We start from the raw sequence: 23,435 nt of genomic DNA, 5'->3' as shown, positions 1-23,435 counted from the left end.
TATCCGAGTTTTTTCGTAAGGCAAATGGCAGTCACTCTCATCAGTCTCGGCAGTAACAAGCGGAACGCGAATGCTTCACCCGCTAAGATTGTAATGCTGGCGGCGAATTCTGTCGCGTCACTCGGGAAAAACGCAAAACTTTCCTCTCTTTACCGGAGTGATGCTTGGCCGGATCCTATAGCTCCAGCCTATGTAAATGCAGTGATGAGATTGGAGACAGATTTTGCTGCTGAGGAAATCCTGAGCGCGATTCTGGCGATCGAAGCGGGCTTTTCGCGAATCAGGTCGACCGATCCGGCAAAAAGATATGCACCGCGCACGCTCGATCTCGATCTTCTCGCGCATGGCGATGTGCGGATAGAGACGGCGGCACTGTCCTTGCCGCATCCACGGATGGCGGGGCGGGGGTTTGTCCTCCTTCCGCTTGCCGAGATTGCGCCGGAATGGCGCCACCCTGTGACGGGCGAGACGGCCGCTGAGATGGCGGCGGCGTGCGATCCGTCATCGGTCACAAGGCTTCCCTCTACGGGCTGAAGCCAGTCCCCGGCGCGGGCCAGTTCTTCTCATTAATGGCGAAGGTCGGCCCCGGACCCAGCTCAGCTTCGCGCCAGTCGAGCTTGTAGAGCGGCGACAGCCCCCACTGGAAAGCGGCGCGGGTGTAGGGGTGCAGCTCACGCCGAAAGCCTTGCGTCGAGAAGATCAAACTGGGTTTTGCCGAGACCTTCGGGACGCGCGCGAAACGCTGTGCGAATTCGGGGCTCTTCTGAACGAGCCGTGCAAAGAGGTAATGGGCCCAGAAATAGGGCAGGCGGTTTGGGCCCGCGAAATGCTCATTACCAAGAACGATGGGCTGGGCTGACGAGTGATACTTGAGCCATTTGAAGGTCTGGTCGGCGGTGCTCACCTCGCGTGCCGGCCATGTCTTCCAAAGGCGTGAAACCTCTTCATGCCATGCGGCGATGAGCGGCGCGCCTTTTGTGGCGGCAATGAAATAGGTTGCGAGCAGCCGGTCGGGCGCTGGCCTGTCGAGGGCGAAGGTTTTCTCCGTATCAAGAACGGTAGGCAGCCAGGTGTCGAGCGGCCGGGCGCAAAGGCAGGTGGCATCGGCCCAGACCCCGCCATGCCTATGGAGAAGGGCGAGTCTTGCCATGTCCGAAATGGCGGCAGGAGGAAGGGTATCGAGATCAATGCCGAATGTACCGGGCAGGTCGATGAAATCGCCCATGTTATTTCGATCAAGCACCCGAACGTCCCAGCTCGGATTATAATGGCGCCATGATTTGATGCAGGCCTTCGGGACGGGAGGCGCATTGTCCTCCCCCTGTAGCCAAAGCATCCAGATTACGCGGTTCATCATGCCATCCTGTCCACTGATATGCTGACGCGGGAGCATGCGTTTTGGCAACCGGGTGTTCGGTCATGAAACGAGGCCGCCGCAGCGAGCGTTGACAATACAGTTGAGTTTAAATAACAAACCGTCTGATGGTTCAGGCCGGATGAGCAGGGAGGCGCCAGCGATGACCGACGCGGCAATAGAGGCGCAGGGGCTCGTTCGCACTTATGGCGCCAAACGGGCGCTCGACGGCGTTGACCTCACCATTCCAGCGGCAGGCGGGATCACTGCTATTCTTGGTCCCAACGGCGCGGGCAAGACGACGTTCGTCTCCTGCGCGCTGGGGCTGGTGCCGCTGAGCAAAGGCCGCTTGCGGATTTTCGGCGGGAAGCCCGGCACGTTGGCTAACAAGCGCCGGATCGGCGCGATGCTTCAGGATTCGGACCTTCCGGCGCTCCTGACTGCGCGTGAGCACATCACGCTCTTTTCCTCATACTATCCCAATCCGATGGGAACGGAGGAATTGCTCGAACTCTGTGAGATCACGCCCTTTGCCGACAAGCTCTATAAAAAGCTCTCCGGCGGGCAGAAGCGGCGTGTGCAGTTTGCGCTTGCTGTTGTTGGGCAGCCGGAGCTGATCTTCCTTGATGAGCCGACAACGGGGCTCGATATCGATGCCCGCCGGGTATTGTGGAAGACGATCCGGCGACTGACGGAAACCGGCAGCTCGGTGATCCTGACGACGCATTATCTCGAAGAGGCGGATGCCTTGGCAGACCGGATCATCGTCTTCAATGAAGGGCAGGTGATCGCCGATGCGCCGACGGACGAGATCCGCAATGCGGTCGGCGGCGCGGTCATTCAGTGCGTCACGGGCATCTCGGAGGCGGACATCCTCGCCATGCCGGCGGTGCTGTCGGTCGGCCAGTCGGGCCGCTTCACCGACATCATGTCGTCCGATGCACCGGCCACTTTGCGAGTGCTGCTGGCGGCGGACCCGTCGCTCACTGACCTGACGGTCAAGAAACCCACGCTGGAGGATGCTTTCCTCGATCTGACAAGGCCGAAGGGAGAAGCCGCATGAGCGCGTCCGCCATGAAAGCCTTCATCAATGAGACGGGGGCGGAAATCCTCAAAAGCCTGCGGGCACCGGAATTCCTGATCCCGACATTGATCATGCCGTCGGCCTTCTACAGCCTTTTCGGGGTAGCGATGCCGGGCGATCCGCAGCGCGCGCCTTATCTCTTGGCGACCTATGGTGTCTTTGCCGTGATGGGGCCGTCGATCTTCGGCTTCGGGGTCGGCGTGGCAACCGAACGCGACCGCGGCTGGCTTCAGCTCAAGCGCGCGGCCCCGGCACCGGCGGTCTCCTATATAGGAGCCAAGCTCATCTCGACGCTGATCTTCGCGGCGATTGCGCTCGCGCCGCTTTATGCAATTGGCGGGTTTGCAGGCGGGGCGGAGTTCACGCGGGCGACATGGGCTGCGCTCCTCGGTCTTCATATTTCAGCGGCGATTCCCTTTGTCCTGCTTGGGCTGACGCTGGGGTTCAGCTTCCCCGCTAACGGGGCGGTGGCGGTTGCCAATATTTTCTTTCTCGGGCTCTCGGTCCTTGGCGGGCTCTGGATGCCGATCTTCATCTTCCCCGAGATTTTGCAGAAGGTCGCGCAGTTCCTGCCGTCCTATCATCTGGGCGAGCTGGCGCTGTTTGTGGCCGGGCAGGGGCGGGAGCATCAGCCGATGGAGAATCTGACGGCGATAGCGATCATGACGGGCGTTCTGGCGGTCCTCGCCGGGATCGCCTGGTCACGGCAGCGATAGGAGAGAGACATGCTGGTACGCGCCTTCTGGACCGTTTTCCTCGCCCTTATCATTAGCTGGGCCGCGCTGATCCTTTTCCTGCCAGCGCCGCCTGCGTGAGGCTCTCTTCCCCTTGCATTTAGGGGGCAAAGCGCGTAGTAGCCCCTTTTCCCGTAATCTGTCCGAAGGTTTCTATGGCGCGCGTCACTGTCGAAGACTGCATCGATAAAGTCGACAACCGGTTTGATCTCGTTCTTCTCGCGGCCCATCGGGCCCGCCTCATCGCCGCTGGTGCGCCGATGACGGTTGATCGCGACAATGACAAGAACCCTGTCGTCGCTCTGCGCGAGCTGGCCGAAGACAAGGTGACGTCCGACGAGATCAAGGAAGACCTCGTGACCTCGCTGCAATCGCAGCTCGACATGGATGAGCCGGACGAAGCCGAAGGCCTTGCCGCCGAGAAGGCCGACCTGCCCGAGCACGACACAGTTTCAGAGGACGATCTGCTGAAAGCACTTCAGCAATCGGGCATGGCGCCACTCTCTCCGTCCAATAAGTAGTCCGGGCCGCCGGTTCGTGCGATAAGACCGGCATGACGGAAGAAGGACGACACCAGCGTGCAACGCAAGTCAGCCAGGATAAGGGCCCGGGCGCAGATCAGGCGTCGGGTCGCGTCCTCGCGCAAGAAGGTGACCTTCCTGCGGGGCAAGTATCTCAAGGTTCGTCAGATATTCTTCCGGGTGCTGATGAGACGCCGGCGGAGAACCGGCTGAGAGGCAACAAGCCTCCCGATTTCATCCGGCAATATGAGCTGGTCGACAAGGTCATGGAATATGACCCGGAGGCCGATGAGGCGCTGCTCAACCGCGCCTATGTTTTCGCCCTGCAGGCGCATGGTGAGCAAAAACGCTCTAGCGGCGATCCTTATTTCTCCCATCCGCTGGCTGTCGCCGGCATCCTCACCGAGCTGAAGCTCGATACGGCGACGATTGCGACGGCGCTCCTTCATGATGTCGTCGAAGACACCGATGTGACGATTGCCGAGATCGAGGAGAGCTTCGGGGCGGAAGTTGCGCGCCTTGTCGACGGGGTCACCAAGATCTCCAAGCGAGAGCTCGCCCCGGACGCCGACGGCAAGGCGGATAATTTCGCCAAATTCCTGCTCGCCACCGCCAAGGACGTCCGTGTGCTGCTCGTCAAGCTGGCAGACCGGCTGCACAATATGCGCACCCTGCATTACCTGAAAAAACAGGAAAAGCGGGAGCGCATCGCGCTTGAGACGATGGAGATCTACGCGCCCATGGCCTCCCGCATCGGGGTGCAGCGCATCCGCGAGGAGCTCGAAGATCTCTCCTTCAAATATCTCAACGAGACGGCCTATGAGACGATCACCGAAGGGCTGAACCGCCTGCGCGATGATGCCGTCCATGATGTGATCGCGCTGGCACAGACCCTGCGGACCGATCTGCGTAATGCCGGGATCACTGCGGAGGTCTATTCACGGGAGAAGCGCGCCTTTTCGATCTGGCGCAAGATGCACCGCAAGCGGAACACATTCGAGGAACTCGCGGATATCTATGCCTTCCGGGTGCTGACCGAAACTGTGGATGACTGCTACCGCGCGCTCGGGGTCATTCACCGGGCCTTCAACATGATCCCGGACGAGTTCGACGATTATATCTCAACGCCCAAGCCCAATGGCTATCAGTCGATCCACACGGCGGTGCTGGCCACCGCTGGGGACCGCGAAGGCCAGCGCGTTGAAGTGCAGATCCGTACGAAACAGATGCACGACATTGCCGAACGCGGCGTCGCGGCACACTGGAAATATAAAGACGCTACCGCACGGGCGAGCGGGGACGGCAGTGTCGATATCGGCGGGGCGGGGACCGACACCGCCTATGAATGGCTGCGCGGTGTGCTCGAGACCATGGTCAGCGAGGGCTCAAGCACGGCGGCGCTCGATCAGGCGAAAATCGATCTTTACCAGGATCAGGTGTTCCCCTTCACACCCAAGGGGCGGGTGATCCCGCTGCCTGCCGGGGCGACCGTGCTCGATTTTGCCTATGCGCTGCATACCGAAGTCGGTGACCAGTTCAGTGGGGCACGGATCAATGGTGTTGCGCGCCCTGCCAGAACACCCCTGCGCAATGGCGATGTCATAGAGATCATCAAGAATACGAACGCACCGATCCCGACGGGTTGGGATTCTTACGTCGTCACGGGGGCAGCGAAATCCGGCATCCGGCGGCGGATCCGCGCACTCAAATCAAAAGAACAGCAGACGATGGGCGAGCGGATTGTGACCTCGGCCTTTGCCGCGCGGGATCTGCCGTTCTCGCGCACCGGGGTTGAAACGGCGACCAATCAGCTCGGCTTCTCATCGGTCAGCGCGCTTTATGAGGCGGTCGGCCGGATGGATATCAGCGGCAAGGAAGTCCTTGAGCAGATCTTCCCGGACGTCGACCTTGACGGTCACGATGTCTCGACTACCGCGATCCGGTACGGTGCCAAGGTGCCGCGCCGGGCGATCTCGATTGCGGGCGTGACCCCGGGCGGTGTTATTCGGCTCGGCTCCTGCTGCCGGCCTTTGCCGGGCGAGCGGATCGTCGGCCTGCGCGATGCAGAGGAGGGGGCGATCATCGTCCATCGGATCGACTGCGAAATTCTGGCTGCACGCGCCGATGAGGAATGGCTCGATCTGTCGTGGTCGGAGGATATCAGTGAGCAATTCGTTGCCCCGATCATCCTGACCGTCAATAACAAGACCGGCGCGCTGGGCCATCTTGGCACCATGCTCGCACGTTATGGCGCGGACATCGTCGATCTGAAATTGCAGCACCGTGAGGTGGACTTTTACGACCTCTGCTTCGATATCGCGGTCAGGGATGCGCGGCATCTCGCGCGCGTGCTGACGGGCCTGCGCGCATCGGATTATGTGGTGGCCGCTGACCAGCGGATGCCGCAAGAAGAGGAAGAAGAAAAAGATGAACACTGAGGATGTACTGGCGCTGTTCAAGGAATATGGCGCGCTGCTCAATGGCCATTTCATCCTGTCCTCGGGCCGCCATGCGGATACCTATCTGAACAAGTCGATTATCTCGCAATATCCGGCGCCGACGGAGACGCTCTGCCGGGCGCTTGCGCAAAAGATCAAAGACGAGCTGGGCGACCAGCCGGTTTCGGTCATCTCGCCCGCCATGGGGGCGATCATTTTCGGCTATGAGACGGCGCGGCACCTTGAGCTGCCCTTCATGTTCCTTGAGCGGGTCGATGGCGAGTTCACCTTCCGCCGCGGCTTCGGGCTCGAGGAAGGCGCGCCGGTCGTCATCGTCGAGGACATTGTCTCCACCGGGCTGTCCTCTCGCGAAGCGATTGCGGCGGTACGCAAGGAAGGCGGCAACCCGCTGGCCCTTGCCTGCCTGATCGACCGGTCGGGCGGCACGGCGGATGTCGGCATCCCGATGCTGCCACTGGCCGAACTCGATGTTGAAAGCTGGGAGGCCGATAACCTGCCGCAGCATCTGAAAGACATTCCCGCCGTCAAGCCGGGCAGCCGGGGCCTCAAATGAGTGAGATGCCGCAAGGCCCCAATCCGGCGGCGGAATTCCCGCCCTGCCGGTTGGGGGTCAATATCGACCATGTCGCAACGATCCGGAATGCGCGGGGCGGGGATGAGCCAGACCCCGTCCGCGCCGCCCAGCTTGCCATTGCGGCGGGGGCGGACGGCATTACTGCTCATCTGCGGGAAGATCGCCGCCATATCCGTGATGACGACGTGGCGCGGCTGAAGGCCGAGATCGACCGCCCGCTCAATTTCGAAATGGCCGCGACGGAGGAGATGCTCCGCATCTGTCTTGCGACCGCGCCCCATGCGGCCTGCCTTGTCCCAGAGAAACGAGAGGAACGGACGACCGAAGGCGGGCTCGATGTCGCCGGTGCCTCAAGCGTGCTTGAAAAAGTTGTCGGCGAACTTGGGAATGCGGGCATCCGCGTCTCCCTCTTCATCGATCCCGATCCCGTTCAGGTCGAGGCCGCCCACCGGATCGGCGCGCCCGTCATCGAACTTCACACGGGCGACTATCACCATGCCGCACTTTCCACGACGCCGGTGAAGATCCAGGCCGCGTGGAATGCGATCAACAAGGCCGCCACGCAGGCCCACGAGCTAGGGCTCGAGGTTCATGCCGGGCACGGCCTCAATTTCACGAATGTCTCGAACATCGCCTCGATTCCGGCGATGCGGGAGCTCAATATCGGCCATTTCCTGATCAGTGAGTCGGTCTTTGTGGGCCTTGATGTCGCGGTCCGCGAGATGAAAAGATTGATAAGTGATGCGCGGACAGGGCGGCTCGTATGATCATCGGCATCGGCTCGGACCTCATCGATATCCGCCGCGTCGAGAAGACGCTGGAGCGTCATGGCGAGCGCTTCACCCAGCGCTGTTTCACCGAAATCGAGCGAGCCAAATCCGACAAAAGGCGGATGCGCGCGGCCTCTTATGCCAAGCGTTTTGCTGCCAAAGAGGCGATGGCCAAGGCGTTGGGCACGGGCCTGAACAGGGGCGTTTTCTGGCGCGACATGGGGGTGGTGAACCTGCCTGGCGGCAAGCCGACCATGGCCCTGACTGGCGGCGCGGCTGAACGGCTCAAAAGCCTGACCCCACCCGGCCGGCAGATGGAGGTCCACCTCACCATTACCGATGATTATCCCTTGGCGCAGGCTTTTGTGATCCTCTACGCTGTTATAGAGGGCGAGGGCGGCACGTCCGCCTGACCAGCAGAAAAGACACGAATGACCGGATCCCAACCAGTACAGCCAGCCGATTCCCCGGCGCCCAAGGCATCTTCAAAGGCCAAAGCCAAGGATGACGCCGACCGTCCGATGACCGCGTTGGAAGAGGCGATTGATATTGGCCGCACCGTCCTGATCGCCGTCGCGATCACGCTGTTTGTGCGCTTTTTCTTCTTCCAGCCCTTCAACATCCCGTCAGGCTCGATGAAGCCGACGCTTCTGATTGGCGACTTCGTGCTGGTTGATAAGGTTGAGTATGGCTATTCGCGGGCGTCGCTGATCTGGCCGATGACGCGTATGCCGGTTCATGGCCGCGTCCTCTCCGATACACCCAATACGGGCGAGATCGTTGTTTTCAAAAACTCCGCTGACAAGAACAAGGACTATATCAAACGCGTGATCGGTACGCCGGGCGATACGGTTCAGGTGCAGGGCGGGGTGCTCTATGTGAATGGCGAGCAGGTCAAACGCGAACTTCTTCAGCAGCCGTCGCATTGTAATCTGGGCGCGGGCCGCATCGTCACCACCATGCCGGTCTATCGCGAAACCCTGCCGAATGGAGTGAGCTACATCATTCAGGAATGCCGCGGTAATTCGAGTGTGTATGACAACACAGAGGCATTTGTGGTGCCGGCTGGGCATTACTTCCTGATGGGTGATAATCGAGATAACTCTTCCGACAGTCGCTCGGATGTCGTCGGTTACAAGCCGATCCCGTCCGGTTGGGAAGGCGAAGAGACGATGTTCCACTTTGTGCCGCTCGACCAGATCGTCGGCAAGGCGACTCGTGTCGCTTTCTCCGTAGACGGAGACAAGGCGCAGATTTGGGAAGTCTGGAAATGGCCCTTCGCGATCCGTTACTCTCGCCTGATGGGCAGCGTTGAATAATCCGGCTGAAATAAATTCAGAAGCCGCAAACGCGGTAGAGCAGGCCGTTGGACATCAGTTCACGGACCGGTCTCTGCTCGAGCGCGCGCTCACCCATGCGAGTTTTTCGCAGACGGGCGTGCGCGATCTTGAGCGCCTCGAATTCCTCGGTGACCGGGTGCTCGGCCTGTTGACAGCAGAGGAGCTGTGGCGGTGCTATCCTGACCTTCCCGAAGGCCAGCTTGCCCCGCGCCTCAATGCGCTCGTTCGCAAGGAAACCTGCGCCGAAGCGGCCCGCTCTTTCGGGCTCGGCAAGGCGCTGCGCATGTCCGCAGGCGAGGAGAAAACCGGCGGACGGGACAAGGACGCCATTCTCGGCGATGCCTGCGAGGCTTTGCTTGGCGCGCTCTATGTCGATGGCGGGCTCGCCGCGGCAAAGGGTGCCTATGATCGTTTCTGGGGCGCAAACTTTACTCACCTGATGGAAGGCCACCGGGACGCGAAAACTGCGTTACAGGAATGGGCGCAGGAGCGCGGCCATGGTACGCCTCGGTATCAGGAACTGGACAGGGAAGGGCCGGATCACGCACCGGTCTTCACCATCGCGGTTGAAGTCGGTGATCTGAAGCGTGAAACAGCCCGCGGCAGCAGCAAACAGGCCGCGCAGATGGAAGCGGCCAAGACCCTGCTCCGCCGTGAAGGAGTTTGGACGTCGTGACGGATACGGATGACATGACGGTGAATGGTGAGGCCATGGCCGATGGCCCGACACGCTGCGGTGTGGTGTCGGTCCTTGGCGCGCCGAATGCCGGCAAATCGACACTCGTCAACCTCATGGTCGGCGCGAAAGTCTCCATCGTGACGCACAAGGTCCAGACAACGCGCGCGCGGGTGCGCGGTGTCGCCATGGAAGACAGTACCCAGATCGTCTATGTCGACACGCCCGGTATTTTCTCGCCGCGCCGTACGCTCGACCGCGCCATGGTCGCCGCTGCCTGGGAAGGGGTCGACGGCGCCGATGTTGTCGTCCTCCTCGTTGATGCACCGGCCTATCTCTCCACCGTCAATGAAGAGGCAGGCGATGCCGCCTCCCGCCGCTCTGCCGAAGATACTGATCGGATCATCGAGGGGCTGAAACGTGCAGGGCAGGAAGCGATCCTCGTTCTGAACAAGATTGACCGGATCGCGCGGCCGCCGCTACTCCTGCTCGCTGACATGCTGAACAAGGCCGGGAATTTCTCGGCGACCTTCATGATCTCCGCGCAGAAATCACTCGGTATCGACCAGCTGCGCGAGTATCTGATCGAGCAGATGCCCGAAGGGCCATTCCTATACCCCGAAGATCAGCTCTCGGACATTACCGACCGGCTGATGGCTGCCGAGGTCACACGCGAAAAGCTATTCCTGCGCCTGCATCAGGAGCTGCCCTACAGCCTGACGGTCGAAACCGAAGGCTGGGAGCGGACCGAGAAGGGGGAGCTGAAAATCTCCCAGACTGTTTTCGTCGAACGCGATGGCCAGAAGGCGCTGGTACTTGGCCAGCGCGGCAAGACGATCTCCGCCATCGGCAAGGCGTCGCGCGAAGAGCTGACCGAATTGCTGGGCGAGAAGGTGCATCTCTTCCTCTTCGTTAAAGTGCGCGAAAACTGGACCAATGATGCGGCCCGGTTCCGCGAAATGGGGCTCGACCCCGCGACGTTGCCCCACACCGGGTGATCCATGCAGTGGACGGATGATGCATTAGTGCTCGGCTCCGCCGCGCATGGAGAAAACCACACCATCACGACCCTTTTCTGCCGCGAGCATGGCGCGATGCGCGCCGTCGTCCATGGCGGGCAGGGGCGCACGAAAGGGGCCATGCTCCAGCCGGGAAACCGCGTGCAGGCGGTCTGGCGGGGGCGGACGGATGATGATCTTGGCGCATTCGAGTTGGAGCTCGATCAGGCGCATTCGGCGGGCGCGATGTCCGGGCGGCTGTCGCTCCTCGGCCTTGGCGCGATGACCGAATTGCTGATGCGGGCCTTGCCGCATGGGAGCGCCTACCCAGCGCTGTTTGCCGCGACGGATGCGGTGCTTTCACACATTCACGATGCGGATATTTTCCCGGTGCTGATGGTCAGGTGGGAGATCGGGCTTCTCTCCGCCCTCGGCTTTGGCCTGACACTTGATAAATGTGCGGCGACCGGCGCACTACTTGAGGATGGCGCGGATCTCGTTTTCGTTTCGCCGAAATCGGGCGCGGCCGTCTCGATGGATGCCGGCATGCCTTATCAGGCAAAGCTGCTGCCGCTGCCGCCATTCCTGATTGGCAGGGGAGAGGCGGACCTGCCCGATCTGGTCGCGGCCTATAAAATGACCGGACATTTCCTGCAAAACTGGCTATTGGCTCCGGACGGCGGGCACTTGCCAGAAGCAAGGGAACAGATGATCCGCCGATTGGGAAACAGATTGTGACTGAGTTGAGTACCGCCCGCATGACGCTTCGTCCGCCTCGCGATGAGGATGGGCCTGATGCCGTTCGTTACCTTGATGACCATGAAACCGCCCGCATGCTCGCGCGCGTGCCGCATCCCTATACGATGGATGACTGGAACGGCTTCATGGAGAATGTCGTCCGGAATGGCGATGAGGATGTCCTTGCCCTGACCGATAAAGCGAGCGGCGCCTTTATGGGGGTCATCTCATTCCAGACCGACGAAGACGAGCCTGTCCTTGGCTATTGGCTGGGCGCGCCGTTCCGCGGTCGCGGCTTCATGAAGGAGGCGGGGCTCGCCTTTGTCCGCCACGGCTTTGCGAAGCTCGCCGTGCCGTCGATGATCTCAGGTCACTTCATCGACAATCCGGCATCAGGCCGGGTACTGAACTTTCTGGGCTTCGAGGAATTCGAGATCGACCTTGTGACCGCGTTGTCGCGCGGGCCAGAACCGGTCCGTCATGTCACCATGCGCCTGACAAATGAGCGCTTCGACAGGCTTCACCCGGCGGGGTGAAAATGGTCATAGATCCGCTGCGCCAGTGAAGCGGAGATCCCTTCGACCGCAGAGAGATCGGCGGGTTTGGCATTCGCGACTGCTTTCGCCGAACCGAAATGGTGGAGCAGGGATTTCTTCCGTTTGCCGCCGATCCCTTCGATTGCATCGAGCGGGTTCTTGACCATCTCCTTTGACCGGCGCGCACGGTGGCTGCCGATGGCAAAACGGTGGACCTCGTCGCGCAGGCGCAGAAGGAAGTAGAGGACTTCCGAGCGTGGCGGCAGGGTGAAGGGGGCAATCCCCGGCAGGAAGAACTGCTCTCCCGTGGCGGCCATGGTCCGGTCGGCCCGGCGGCGGCCCTGCTCATCCTCGCGCCGTCCCTTGGCAATTGAGAGAAGGGTGATCTCTCCATTCTCCGTATCAAGACCGATCGGCAGGCCAAGATCCTCCATCACCTCGCGGGCCGCATTGAGTTGGCCTTCCCCACCGTCGATGATGATGAGCGACGGCCAGTTCTCCGATGTCGGATCCTCTTCCTTGATCAGCCGCTTGAAGCGCCGGGTCAGGACTTCGCGCATCATGCCGAAATCATCACCGGGGGAGAGGTCTTCATCCTTGATGTTGAACTTCCTGTACTGATTTTTCTTGAAGCCCTCTTCGGTCGCAACCACCATGCCCCCCAGCGCGCCCGTGCCGCCCGTGTGGGAGTTGTCATAGACCTCGATCCGGCGGGGCGGGGCGGACATGCCGAGCCGGTCGCCAAGCGCTTTGAGCAGCCGCGCCTGCGATGTCGTTTCGGCGAGACGCCGGCCCAGCGCCTCGCGCGCATTGGTGCGGGCCTGCCGGATCAGGGCCAGCTTGTCGCCGCGTGCGGGGGTGGAGACGTCGATCTTCCGGTCCGCCTTGGTCGTCAGCGCATCTGCGAGCAGTGCCTGATTGGGCAGCTCCTCTGAAACCAGCACCTGCCGGGGCGGCACCTGATTGTCATAGAACTGAGCAATGAAGCTTTCGAGGATGATCTCCGGCGCTTCCTCCCTGTCATGCTTGGGGAAATAGGAATGGGTGCCGAGATTCTGGCCCGCGCGGAAAAAGAAGGTCTGGATACAGGCCTGCCCGCCATCGGCATGGATCGCAAAGACATCCGCTTCGGCGAGCCCGGCGAGATTGATGCCTTGGCTTTCCTGCACAAAAGTCAGCGCGCGGATGCGGTCGCGCAATTGCGCGGCGCGCTCGAAATCGAGCGCTTCGGCGGCGGCTTCCATCTCTTTTGACAACTGGCCCTGCACGTCGGAATTCTTGCCGCGCAGGAAAGACAAGGCTTCCTCGACAAGGGCGTTGTACTCCTCCGGTGAGATGAGATCGACGCATGGGGCCGCGCATCTCTTGATCTGGTGCAGGAGGCATGGGCGGCTCCGGCTTTCCAGCACCGAATCCGAACAGCTCCGTAACAGGAAGGCTTTCTGCAGCGTGTTGAGCGTGCGATTGACGGCCCCGGCGGAGGCAAAGGGGCCGAAATAATGCCCCTCGCGCTTTCTCGCGCCGCGATGCTTCATGATCCGGGGGACAGGATGATCCGTTGCCAGAAGGATATTGGCGAAGGACTTATCGTCCCGCATCAGCACATTATAGCGGGGCTTGAGGCTCTTGATCAGATTGGCTTCGAGCAGCAGGCTTTCGGTTTCCGTCTCGGTGACGACGAATTCCATGCGGCGCGTTTCGGTGATCATCCGCGCAATGCGGTTGGTGTGTCCGTTCAGCGTCGCATAGCTCGAGACCCGGTCTTTCAGGCTTTTCGCCTTGCCGACATAGAGCACTTCTGCGTCCTGGTCATACATGCGGTAAACGCCCGGCCGGGTGGGCAGGCGTTTGAGCTGGTCGGCGATATAGGCAGTGCCGGTAAGGGGAGAAGTGTCAGTCACGAAGGCTCGCCGGTTGAAGAGCCCTCATATGTAGGACGGTTGACCCGGCGAGAGAACCCGCCGGGCCGTTGCCCGTTAATCTACCTCGTTCTGCGCCAGGCGTGTGGGGGCCGGCGCCAGGCAGGACGGGATCGTGTAGCCTTCGGGAAGGCGGGTATCGGCATCACCGCAGGCCCGGTTGAGCTGGTCCTGGGTGAGGCCCAGCACGGTCGAGAGATCCGCGCCGGAGAGGTTGGCTGCGGCCAGCGAACTGCCATGCAGCTTTGTGTTGAGCAGCACCGCACCCCGGAACGAGGTCGCGCTGAAATCCGCCTGCCGCATATCGGTGCGCTCAAAGCGGGCCTCGTCAAAGCGGGTGCCGGCCATAGTCGCGCCGGACAGGGAGCCGCCGCGCATCATCGCGCCGCTGAAGGAGCCTTCGATGATCTCTGCCCCTTCGAACACCGTATGCGCCATAATCGCCTGATCGAACCGCGCCCGGCGCAGGGTCGCGCGGGAGAAATCCGAGCGATGCATCAGGGCGCCGTTAAAGCGGGTGTCCTGACCGTGGCTCATCTGCAGGGTGACATTGGCGAGCGCTGCGCCGCGGAAATCGGTGAAGTCGAGATCGTACCCGTCGAGCCGGGATTCCGCGAGCGTCGCATTCTTCAGGGACAGCCCGGCAAACATGTCGGGATGGGTTTCTGCCGCGGCCGCCTTGCCCGACGCCCGCTCACCATGGATTTCCAGGGATTCCTCGCCGCTGCTGATCAGGAGCGGCCCGGCGCGGCCGTCAGGTGTGCGGACAGGCGGTTCTGCCACTTCATCAACGAGGGAGGTGAGGTGATACATGCCCGCTGTCGCCAGCCCGTCGAGTGCGGAGACGGTCTGCCTGACTTCCGTCGGTACCCGCATTTTATGGTCGATGGGCGCGTAGGAATACCAGAGAATAAAGAGCCCGCCCATCAGGCTCAGATTAAGTAAAAATGTGCGCATTTCTGCCTCCTGCGCAAAGTGCCCGTGCCCGGAGCATCAAGCGTAATGACAGGAGATTTCAGAGAAGATTCAACGCGCCCCTCAATTGGAAGGGGCGTGGTGACTGTGGGTTTACCTTAACGGCAGGGTTTATGAGCAGCCTGAGGAGTGACCGCAGGAATCACAGCGCAGGCAGGTGCCGTTCCGGACCATGGTGAACTGACCACAATTCGTACACGCATCACCTTCATAACCCTTTGTCAGCGCCTCATCGCGTTCCCGGTTGGGATCGGCGAGACGCCCCCTTGTACCGGGATCGGGAGCCGGGGGGCCAGCAGGCTCTGCCGCGTCATCATTGCTGGCGGGCGCACTTTCGCGCTCTTTTCTCAGTCGGTCGAACTCGCCGCCGCGCAGGACCACCAGATTGTCCATGGTGGAGGCGCGCGAGAAGCCTTTGGAGATCAGCCGCTGGGCTTCTTCCTGCACGCCTTCGGCATCGACTCCCTGACCGACATCAAAGACCGAGCCCTCTTCGGGCACATGGCCGAGATCGTTCCGGCCCATATAGCTGATCGCCAGTTCACGGAAGATATAGTCGAGGATTGAGGTGGCGTTCTTGATCCGGTCATTGCCCTGAACGGGGCCGGCCGGTTCAAAGCGCGTGAAGAGATAGGCATCAACGAATTCTTCGAGCGGCACGCCGTATTGCAGGCCGAGCGAGATCGCGATGGCGAAATTGTTCATCAGGGAGCGGAAGGCCGCGCCTTCCTTGTGCATGTCGACGAAGATTTCGCCAAGTTCGCCATCTTCGAATTCGCCTGTGTGCAGATAGACCTTGTGCCCGCCGACAATCGCTTTCTGGATATAGCCCTTGCGCCGGTCGGGCAGCCGACGGCGGCCCGGCGTACGCTCGATCACCCGCTCGACAACGCGTTCGGCAAAGATGCGGGCTCGCTCGGTCGAGGGCTGGTCAAGCAGATCGTCGGCTTCGAAATCGTCCTGCCCCAGAAGGATGCCGGTCAACGGCTGGGACAGCTTCGAGCCGTCGCGATAGAGCGCGATGGATTTAAGGCCCCGCTCATAGGCGGCGCGATAGGCGAGGAGGCAGTCGCCAATGGTCGCGCGGTTCGGCAGGTTCACGGTCTTGGAGATCGCGCCCGAGACGAAAGGCTGGCAGGCGGCCATCATTTCGATATGGGCGGCCACCGACAGACTGCGCGTGCCGGTGCGGCCGCATTTGGTCGCACAATCAAAGACCGGCAGATGCTCCGGGTCCAGATGAGGCGCACCCTCAACCGTCATCGTACCGCAGCAGTGAAGATTGGCGCGGTGGATGTCCTCATCGGAAAAGCCAAGATCGCGCAAGGTGGTGTAGCCCGACTGGCCGATCTGCTCATTGGAAAAACCGAGCGTGCCGCGAAGGAAGCGCTCGCCCAGAACATCGGCGGTGAAGGCATAGGTCAGATCGAAGGTCGATTTGAGCGCTTCGGTGACGGCTGCGATTTCCTTGTCCGTGAAGCCTTCTTCGCGAAGGTTCTCGAGACTGATGCCGGGCGCATTCTCAAGGGAGGCGTGGCCGACAGCATAAGTTTCGATTTCGCGGATCTGCTCTTCTGTATACCCCAGCGCACGCAGGCCCACAGGCACAGAGCGGTTGATCAGGCGGATCATGCCGCCGCCCGCGAGCTGCTTGAATTTGACCAGCGCAAAGTCGGGCTCAATGCCGGTCGTATCGCAATCCATGACGAGGCCGATCGTCCCCGTCGGCGCAATCGCGGTCGCCTGCGCGTTGCGCAGACCATGCTTTTCAGCGGATTTGAGCGTCTCGCCCCAGGCGGTTTGCGCGGCCTCATAAAGTCCGGCGAAGGGCACCTGGCTGCCATCGAGCAGGGGCGGCGTGACGGTCAGCCCTTCGAATTCGCCAAGCCCCGCGGCCGCCGCATGATTGCGCAGCACCCGGAGGACCGACGCGCGGTTATCCTTGTAACGCGGGAAGGGTGAGAGCTTCTCGGCCATTTCGGCGGAAGTCCGGTAGGCAACCGCCGTCATCAGAGCGGTGATCGCGCCGGCTCCGGCGCGCGCTTCGTCACTGTCATAGGGGAGCCCGCAAGACATCAGCAGCCCGCCGAGATTGGCATAGCCAAGGCCCAGCGTGCGGTAGGCATAAGACCGCTCGGCAATAGCTTTTGACGGGAAGCTCGCCATGCCGACCGAGATTTCAAGCACCATGGTCCACAGGCGGCAGGCATGGGTGAAGCCATCAATGTCGAACTCACCATCATCCTTCATGAATTTGATCAGGTTGATCGAGGCGAGGTTGCAGGCCGTGTCATCAAGGAACATATATTCCGAGCACGGATTGGAAGCGGTGATTTCGCCATCTGCCGAGCAGGTATGCCACTCATTGATCGTGTCATGATACTGGATGCCGGGATCGGCGCTGGCCCATGCGGCTTCACCGATTTTCTGCCAGAGCTGGCGGGCCTTGACCGTGCCATGCACGCTGCCATCTGTCCGGCGGGTGAGGGACCAGTCGGCATCTTCATCAAGGGCTTTGAAGAAATCAGCCGACACGCGCACCGAATTATTCGCATTCTGACCACTGACCGTGCGGTAGGCCTCGCTGTCCCAGTCGATCGAATAGGTCTCAATCGGCATCGATTCTACGCCATCGCGGGCAAGGCTGAGTGCACGCGAGATCACCCCGTCTGGCACGCCGTCGCGTCGTGCGGATTTCATGACGCGCTTGAGGTCCGCGTTACGCTGAGGATCAAAGCGGTGATCGTCATCGCCTCGGGTGACAGCAAAGACGGCTTCAACATGACGTTTGGTGACGATGGAGCCGGAGATGAGAGCGGCAACTTTACGCTCCTCGGCGGCTTTCCAGCCGACAAATTCCATGATGTCCGGATGGTCGATATCGACAATGACCATTTTGGCCGCGCGGCGGGTGACGCCGCCCGACTTGATCGCGCCTGCCGCAGCATCACCGACTTTCAGGAAGCTGATCAGCCCGGAGGATTCGCCGCCGCCTGACAGCGGTTCTTTTTCTCCGCGCAGGGAGGAGAAATTGGTCCCAGAGCCTGAGCCAAATTTGAATAGTCGTGCCTCGCGCGCCCAGAGGTCAAAGATCCCGCCTTCGCCGACCAGCGAATCGTGCACGGACTGAATGAAACAGGCATGTGGCTGTGGGTTGGCATAGGCGTCGGCCACTTCGATGGCAGCGCCTGCATCGGGGTCATATCGGAAATGCCCCTTGCCGGGCGCGGAGATGCCGTACGCCCAGTGAAGCCCGGTGTTGAACCATTGCGGCGAATTGGGCGCAGCGATCTGGGCGGCCAGCATGGCGCAGATCTCATCGCGGAAGGTGAGGGCGTCTTCTGGCTTGTCGAAAAGACCTTGTTCCCAGCCATGATAGGCCCAGGCGCCGGCAAGGCGTGAAAACACAGCTTCTGCATCCGGCTCTGGCCCGGTGCCGGCTTTGGGTGCGGGGCCGTGCGGCGCCAGATCAACAGGGCCGTCAAAGCCCTCTATCCGCACCGTCGCCTGGGGCACCCCGGCGCGCCGCAGATATTTCTGCGCGAGGATATCTGTTGCGACCTGCGACCAGCTCTCCGGCACAGTCAGCTCAAAGTCGCGCGAATCAGTTCCATGGCCGTGGCTCGTCCGCGGCACAAATGCGCGGCCCCCATAGGGGCTGTCTTTTGTGGAAAACTTGCGGGTGATGATCATGACGCACCTTCCGAATCACCTGGGGAGATATAGGCAGATTTGGCGCGCTGACGAAACGTCGTGCCCATAATATCTGTGTGGATAAAGTGGGGATAAATAGATTGTCTTTTATTCAGTTTTTACATGACTAGTTCACAACTGTTTCAGACAGGGCAGATAATCGCTCATATCAGGGGTGATGATACAAGATAACACTCTTTGTCAGTACTTTTGAGGATGACAGTCGCGTCACAATCGCGCTATAGGGGTGCCCCTGACGAGAGGACGCCATGCCCGACTCCAGGCCAGAATCGCGCACCGAAAACATGGATGCCCGTGAGGTCCGAGGCTTTGTCAAATGGTTCGACCAGACAAAAGGCTATGGCTTTATCGTGGACGAAGACGGTGGCCGCGATGTGCTCATCCATTCGACCTGCCTAAAGCAGAGCGGATGCACTTCCGCACCTGAAGGCGCGAAGATTACCTGCGAAGCTGTGGAGGGAGAAAAGGGTCTTCAGGCCACCAAAATCCTGACACTTGATTCGTCCTCCGCCACGCCGACACCGCGTCCTGCGGCCCCGTCTAAAATGCCGGTCGTTGAGGCGGCGGGTGATTTCGTTGATGTTGACGTCAAATGGTTCAGCCGCGCCAAAGGCTACGGTTTTCTGACGCGCGGCGACGGTACAGATGACATTTTCGTACATATGGAAGTCGTTCGGGCGGCCGGCATGACCGAGTTGATGCCCGGACAACGGCTTCGCGCCTCATTCGGGCGTGGCGCAAAAGGGTTGCTCGCGGCGACGATTGAACCTGTTCGCGACAATTAGAGACACAGTTAACCGCGAATTTAGGCAGAAGGTCTTTTTCCTGCCAGAAACTCGCCCCATCTTGGGGTCACGACTTACGGAACCAATCGGCGTCTCGTCGATTTGGATAGTGTAGTCAGCAACCCAAAGGGAACGACTCATGTTGAAAGTTTTTGGAGCAGCCGCAGCCGGTCTCGTCCTGCTCGCCGGATGTACCTCGACAGGTAATATTGAACGCAACACCGCAGGCGGCGCAGCGCTTGGCGCGATCGCTGGTGGCGTCATCGGCAACAATGTCGGTGATGGCGACGCACAGCGCGGCGCAGCAATCGGTGCTGTCCTTGGTGGCGCAGCGGGTGCAGCTCGCGGTTCACGTCAGGACGCCCAGTGCGGTGGGACAGAGTTCAAGAAACCGGCCGCCGGTCAGGAGCTTATCTATGACCGCAGCGCGCAACGCTATTACTACATCGACCGCTCAACCGGTAAAACCTACTGGAACGACGGTTCGCTGCGCAGCTGCTAAGCTGACCCAGCAGATATGATCAAAGGCACCGCCCGGAGAGATTCGGGCGGTGCTTTTTTATGCGCGCGCGCGCTGCTAGGCGGCGGCGATGTCAGATAACGCTTCTTCTCCCCTTCATCCGCTGGTCGTTCTTGCCCGCCCCCAGATGGGCGAGAATATCGGTGCCGCTGCACGTGCCATGCTCAATTTCGGCTTGAGCGGGATGCGGCTCGTCAGCCCACGCGATGGCTGGCCTAATCCGAAGGCCGGGGCCATGGCGTCGGGTGCGGCCGAAGTGATCGACCGTGTGCGGGTCTTTAATACGGTGGCAGACGCAGTGGCCGATTGCGAATTCGTGGTGGCGACAACAGCGCGTCAGCGGGGTCTTTTCCTGCCGGTGCTGACCCCCCAGGAGGCCGCCGTAAAACTGCGTGAAGCGACGGCTGCAGGACAACGCACGGCGATGCTGTTCGGGGCGGAGAAGGCGGGGCTTGAGACCCAGGAGGCAGCGCTTGCCAATGCGCTGGTGACCATCCCGGTTAATCCCGAATTCCCTTCGCTCAATCTCGCGCAGGCCGTGCTGCTCCTCTCTTATGAGTGGGCGAAGGCGGGCGGCACGGAAGCGCTATTTTCTTCTCCCTATACGGAAGGCCCGGCAAGCCGGGGTGAGCTGCGATCCATGCTCGATCACCTTTATGCGGCGCTAAACAGGTCAGGATATTTCTGGCCGGAGGAGAAACGCACCGTGTTAGAGCAGAATCTTCAGACCATGTTCTCCAATGCCGGGATGACGGCATCAGAGCTGCGTGTCCTGCACGGCGTGATCCGCCAGTTCGAGCGTCATCTGCCGAAAGGCGATGAGCCGTCCGAAGACGGATAAACCAAATGTTCCTGCCTCGATTTCCTTGAGTGGCAATTGCCCAAGAAAAAAGCCGCGGAAGTCACCTTCCGCGGCTTTCTTATTGATATGTGTACGCCCGATTAGAAGCGTTTGCGCAGCGTCACGCCATAGGTGCGCGGCGGGTTCGGGTACGCCGAGTAGCTGTTGGCTTGCAGCGTCGTCGGGAAGGCCGAGGTGTAGTACTCGTCATTGAACAGGTTCCGGCTCCAGACGAGAAGCTCGACACCGCCGTCCCAGTTGACGCCAAGCGAGGCGTTGAACTGGTTGACTTCGCGTGAAGCGACATCTTCCGGCACGTTGTCGATGACCTGAGTCTCGCTCTCATACTGCCAATCGGCGCGAAGGAAGACTTCACCCCATTCCATCGGCTGGGTGTATTTCGCGCTCAGCGAGGAGGCGAAATCCGGGATCCCGGCCGGCGTGGCGCCCGTCAGATCGCCCGAGCCATCAGCGGAACCGTCGGCGAGGTCAATTGCACTGCCGGTCGGCACCTGGGCACCCGGGAAGCTGTCATACTCAGGATCGAGGAAGGTCCCTGCCCAAGTGATGTCCAGATTTTCCATCGGCGAGATGTTGGCTTCGATTTCTGCACCACGGACTGATTGCTCACCCGCATTGGTCAGAACGAAACCAGCGCCCTGGAAGGTCTGGGCCTGGAAGCCCTCGATCGACTGATCGAAGATCGCGATGTTGATCGAGGCCATGTCGAAGACAGCTTTCAAGCCAACTTCGATGGATTCGGTTTCTTCCGGACCAGCAAGGCGGGTACCGGAGTAGTTGCCGAGCGTGACTGACGTGTTCGACGGCAGAAGGCCGGCGCCGGAGAGCGCAGCGATATCTGACGGGAACGGACGGCTGTCTTGCGTGAGGTTCCAGGACGATGCCTTGAAGCCCGTTGCGTAAGACGCATAGACATTGACGCGGTCGTTGACGTCATAGGCCACACGGACCGTGAACGGAACGTCTTCGTCAGAGCTGGTGCCATCTTCCACAGAGTTCGGGAAGTTCGTCGACGGCTGAAGAACCTGAAGGGCCTCAAGCGCGAGGAACGGGTTGCCGAGCGGCAGCATGGTCATCGGATCAACCGGCACGCCGTTCGGTGCAAGGACACCGCCAGCAGCAAGTGCGTCAGCAACAGACGTCACAGAAGCGGCCTGCAGGGCCTGGATCAGTGCCGGGTTGCCCATCGCCACGGTGCCGATATTGGTCGGCGTCGGAGCAAGGCCAGTCGCGGCGTTGAAGAACGCGCCGAAGCCGAACTCAGCCAGATCGAGGCTCGAGAACGGGTTCGTGTTGATCGAAGAGATCGCAACGTCTTTCTCGTCCTTATAGTAGCTGGCGCCCAGCGTCAGGACGAGACGATCAGTGATGTTGATGTCCGTCTGTGCAAAGATCGACAGCTGCTGGTTGTCCTGCGTGGCGAAGGTGCTGATGCCTGCGCCGCTGGAGAAGAATGTGCCAACCGGCACACCGATGCCGCCCTCGATCGTCGGCAGTGCGCCGCTGGAGAGGATGTCGACATAGGCCCGCGTGTCATCGCCATAGGTGATGTTGATGCGGTTCTCTGCAGACTCGTCGAAGTAGAACCCGCCGAGCAGCCAGGAGAAGCGATCCGTCTCACCGAAGAGGCGGATTTCCTGCGTGAAGGTTTCGGTGTCGAAGTCGCGAGTGTTCGCGCCGAGGATCTCAAGCGAGGTGAAGTCGCCTTCGAACTCGATGTCTTCTTCCTTGGTACGGAAAGACGTGATCGAGGTGAAGGTAACATCATTACCCAGATCATAGTCAGCCTGCAGTGAGACACCGTTGTTGATGATCTCGTTGGTCGAGGCTGTGTCGAAGAAGACATCATAGTCCCAGTCGCCCGGTGCCTGTTTCTGGCCGCCAAGCAGGGCAATGACCTGACCGGAAGTCGGGCCACCCATAAAATCAAGTGAGCCTTCGCCGGCGTTGAAGACAGTACAGCAGATCTCGTCGATCTGGTCCCAGTCACCGATCAGCTTGAGCTCAAGCGCATCGGTCGGTTGGAACAGCAGCTGGCCGCGGATCGACTGGCGATTGCGGTCATTGATGTCCTGGCCGGTGATCGAGTTGCTCGTGTAACCGTCACGGACATTGTAGCTGCCGGACAGGCTGTAAGCGATCGAGTCAGAGATCGGGCCGGTCACATAACCGCGGCCGATGAACTGGTTGTAGTTGCCGATCGTGCCTTCGAGAACGCCGCTGGTCGTGAAGCTCGGCTCTTTGGTGACGATGTTGACGACACCGGCTGTCGCGTTCTTGCCGAACAGGGTCGACTGCGGGCCGCGCAGGACTTCGACGCGCTCAAGGTCGAGGAAGTCAGCGAGGGCGGAAGCGGAACGCGACCGGAAGACACCGTCGATATAGACGGCTACGGACGGTTCGATGCCCGGGTTGTTACCGCCATTGCCGAGGCCGCGGATGATGAAGGTCGTGTTGTTGGCCCGCTCGAGCTGCGAAACACGCAGCGAGGGGACGACGGTTTGCAGGTCAAGCACGTCATTGATCTGGGCGTCGGCGACGACCTGATCATCAACGACCGACACGGCGACCGGTACTTCTTGCAGGGTTTGTTCCCGCTTCGTCGCGGTGACGATGATGACATCGTCGTCTTGGGCAGACGCAGCGCTGAAGCCTGCGAACGCCATCAGGACCGAAGTCCCCATCATTAGAGTTTTGCGCATGAGTTTTTCCTTTTCCTCCCGGCTTCCTGACGCGTCCGAATGCCCGTGGACGCGAAGGGAAATCGCTACTTAATTTCGTACCGGGATTGACTGTGTATCGGCAAGATTCTTCCGGGAGTCCCTAGGCTTTTCCTGTCTGTGTATCAATTTCGCCACAGACTAGATTGGCTTAGG

The 23,435-nt window shown here is 60.7% G+C and carries 21 protein-coding genes; 16 read left to right on the top strand and 5 right to left on the bottom strand.

The window, feature by feature from the left end; all coding sequences use genetic code 11:
- The first annotated feature begins 24 nt into the window (after positions 1 to 24).
- Positions 25 to 534 carry a 2-amino-4-hydroxy-6-hydroxymethyldihydropteridine diphosphokinase gene (folK, locus tag DX908_RS04795; protein WP_116391286.1) on the top strand — a complete coding sequence of 170 codons (510 nt, stop codon included), beginning with the start codon at positions 25 to 27 and terminating at the stop codon, positions 532 to 534.
- Here folK and DX908_RS04790 read toward each other — a convergent pair.
- On the bottom strand, positions 524 to 1,357 hold the full coding sequence (locus DX908_RS04790) for a capsular polysaccharide synthesis protein (protein WP_158548509.1): 834 nt from the start codon (positions 1,355 to 1,357) through the stop codon (positions 524 to 526). The two genes, folK and DX908_RS04790, sit on opposite strands and share 11 nt — an antisense overlap.
- Positions 1,358 to 1,517: 160 nt before the next feature.
- On the opposite strand from DX908_RS04790, the gene DX908_RS04785 reads away from it, so the two are divergent.
- The 12 genes from DX908_RS04785 (at position 1,518) to DX908_RS04730 (ending at position 11,784) form a co-directional block, all read left to right on the top strand.
- On the top strand, positions 1,518 to 2,417 hold the full coding sequence (locus DX908_RS04785; RefSeq protein WP_158548508.1) for an ABC transporter ATP-binding protein: 900 nt from the start codon (positions 1,518 to 1,520) through the stop codon (positions 2,415 to 2,417).
- Positions 2,414 to 3,154, top strand: a complete 741-nt coding sequence (locus tag DX908_RS04780; protein ID WP_116391283.1) for an ABC transporter permease — start codon at positions 2,414 to 2,416, stop codon at positions 3,152 to 3,154. Before DX908_RS04785 ends, DX908_RS04780 begins: the two co-directional genes overlap by 4 nt.
- A gap of 173 nt (positions 3,155 to 3,327) precedes the next feature.
- Entirely contained in the window at positions 3,328 to 3,693 is a 366-nt protein-coding gene (gene rpoZ / locus DX908_RS16765) for a DNA-directed RNA polymerase subunit omega (RefSeq protein WP_116391282.1), read from the top strand.
- Positions 3,694 to 3,725: 32 nt separating this feature from the next.
- Positions 3,726 to 6,131 (top strand): RelA/SpoT family protein, encoded by a 2,406-nt coding sequence (locus tag DX908_RS04770; RefSeq protein WP_116391281.1) that lies wholly within the window; start codon positions 3,726 to 3,728, stop codon positions 6,129 to 6,131.
- Positions 6,121 to 6,705 (top strand): orotate phosphoribosyltransferase, encoded by a 585-nt coding sequence (gene pyrE, locus DX908_RS04765; protein ID WP_116391280.1) that lies wholly within the window; start codon positions 6,121 to 6,123, stop codon positions 6,703 to 6,705. The genes DX908_RS04770 and pyrE overlap by 11 nt, the downstream gene beginning before the upstream one ends.
- Positions 6,702 to 7,493: a pyridoxine 5'-phosphate synthase gene (locus DX908_RS04760; RefSeq protein ID WP_233508633.1), complete on the top strand. Its 792-nt coding sequence runs from the start codon at positions 6,702 to 6,704 to the stop codon at positions 7,491 to 7,493. Before pyrE ends, DX908_RS04760 begins: the two co-directional genes overlap by 4 nt.
- Positions 7,490 to 7,909 (top strand): holo-ACP synthase, encoded by a 420-nt coding sequence (gene acpS, locus DX908_RS04755; RefSeq protein ID WP_116391279.1) that lies wholly within the window; start codon positions 7,490 to 7,492, stop codon positions 7,907 to 7,909. The genes DX908_RS04760 and acpS overlap by 4 nt, the downstream gene beginning before the upstream one ends.
- Before the next feature lie 18 nt (positions 7,910 to 7,927).
- Positions 7,928 to 8,815, top strand: a complete 888-nt coding sequence (gene lepB, locus DX908_RS04750) for a signal peptidase I (RefSeq protein WP_199564584.1) — start codon at positions 7,928 to 7,930, stop codon at positions 8,813 to 8,815.
- Positions 8,808 to 9,512, top strand: a complete 705-nt coding sequence (rnc, locus tag DX908_RS04745) for a ribonuclease III (RefSeq protein WP_199564582.1) — start codon at positions 8,808 to 8,810, stop codon at positions 9,510 to 9,512. The genes lepB and rnc overlap by 8 nt, the downstream gene beginning before the upstream one ends.
- Positions 9,509 to 10,510, top strand: a complete 1,002-nt coding sequence (era, locus tag DX908_RS04740; protein ID WP_233508632.1) for a GTPase Era — start codon at positions 9,509 to 9,511, stop codon at positions 10,508 to 10,510. Before rnc ends, era begins: the two co-directional genes overlap by 4 nt.
- 3 nt (positions 10,511 to 10,513) lie before the next feature.
- Positions 10,514 to 11,248 carry a DNA repair protein RecO gene (gene recO / locus DX908_RS04735; protein WP_116391278.1) on the top strand — a complete coding sequence of 245 codons (735 nt, stop codon included), beginning with the start codon at positions 10,514 to 10,516 and terminating at the stop codon, positions 11,246 to 11,248.
- Positions 11,245 to 11,784: a GNAT family N-acetyltransferase gene (locus DX908_RS04730; protein ID WP_147303730.1), complete on the top strand. Its 540-nt coding sequence runs from the start codon at positions 11,245 to 11,247 to the stop codon at positions 11,782 to 11,784. The genes recO and DX908_RS04730 overlap by 4 nt, the downstream gene beginning before the upstream one ends.
- Here the strand turns inward: DX908_RS04730 and uvrC are convergent.
- From uvrC to DX908_RS04715, 3 genes are all read right to left on the bottom strand, one after another.
- The gene (uvrC, locus tag DX908_RS04725) at positions 11,769 to 13,685 is read right to left on the bottom strand and encodes an excinuclease ABC subunit UvrC (protein WP_116391276.1); all 1,917 of its coding nucleotides are present in this window, start codon (positions 13,683 to 13,685) and stop codon (positions 11,769 to 11,771) included. The two genes, DX908_RS04730 and uvrC, sit on opposite strands and share 16 nt — an antisense overlap.
- 75 nt (positions 13,686 to 13,760) lie before the next feature.
- Positions 13,761 to 14,660: a pentapeptide repeat-containing protein gene (locus DX908_RS04720; protein WP_116391275.1), complete on the bottom strand. Its 900-nt coding sequence runs from the start codon at positions 14,658 to 14,660 to the stop codon at positions 13,761 to 13,763.
- 129 nt (positions 14,661 to 14,789) lie between these two features.
- Positions 14,790 to 18,371, bottom strand: a complete 3,582-nt coding sequence (locus DX908_RS04715; protein ID WP_116391274.1) for a vitamin B12-dependent ribonucleotide reductase — start codon at positions 18,369 to 18,371, stop codon at positions 14,790 to 14,792.
- Between the two features lie 269 nt (positions 18,372 to 18,640).
- Here DX908_RS04715 and DX908_RS04710 point away from each other — a divergent pair, with 269 nt between their 5' ends.
- The 3 genes from DX908_RS04710 (at position 18,641) to DX908_RS04700 (ending at position 20,538) form a co-directional block, all read left to right on the top strand.
- Positions 18,641 to 19,177, top strand: a complete 537-nt coding sequence (locus tag DX908_RS04710; protein ID WP_116391273.1) for a cold-shock protein — start codon at positions 18,641 to 18,643, stop codon at positions 19,175 to 19,177.
- A gap of 139 nt (positions 19,178 to 19,316) precedes the next feature.
- The gene (locus DX908_RS04705) at positions 19,317 to 19,679 is read left to right on the top strand and encodes a YMGG-like glycine zipper-containing protein (RefSeq protein WP_116391272.1); all 363 of its coding nucleotides are present in this window, start codon (positions 19,317 to 19,319) and stop codon (positions 19,677 to 19,679) included.
- 88 nt (positions 19,680 to 19,767) lie between these two features.
- Positions 19,768 to 20,538 (top strand): RNA methyltransferase, encoded by a 771-nt coding sequence (locus DX908_RS04700; RefSeq protein ID WP_116391271.1) that lies wholly within the window; start codon positions 19,768 to 19,770, stop codon positions 20,536 to 20,538.
- 101 nt (positions 20,539 to 20,639) lie between these two features.
- Here the strand turns inward: DX908_RS04700 and DX908_RS04695 are convergent, their stop codons facing one another.
- On the bottom strand, positions 20,640 to 23,261 hold the full coding sequence (locus DX908_RS04695) for a TonB-dependent receptor (RefSeq protein WP_116391270.1): 2,622 nt from the start codon (positions 23,259 to 23,261) through the stop codon (positions 20,640 to 20,642).
- Positions 23,262 to 23,435: the final 174 nt, after the last annotated feature.

Origin of the sequence: Parvularcula marina (genome assembly GCF_003399445.1) — a bacterium.
GTDB lineage: Bacteria > Pseudomonadota > Alphaproteobacteria > Caulobacterales > Parvularculaceae > Parvularcula > Parvularcula marina.
Note: the sequence above shows the minus strand (reverse complement) of the source record. Positions and strands in the feature narration are given on the sequence as shown.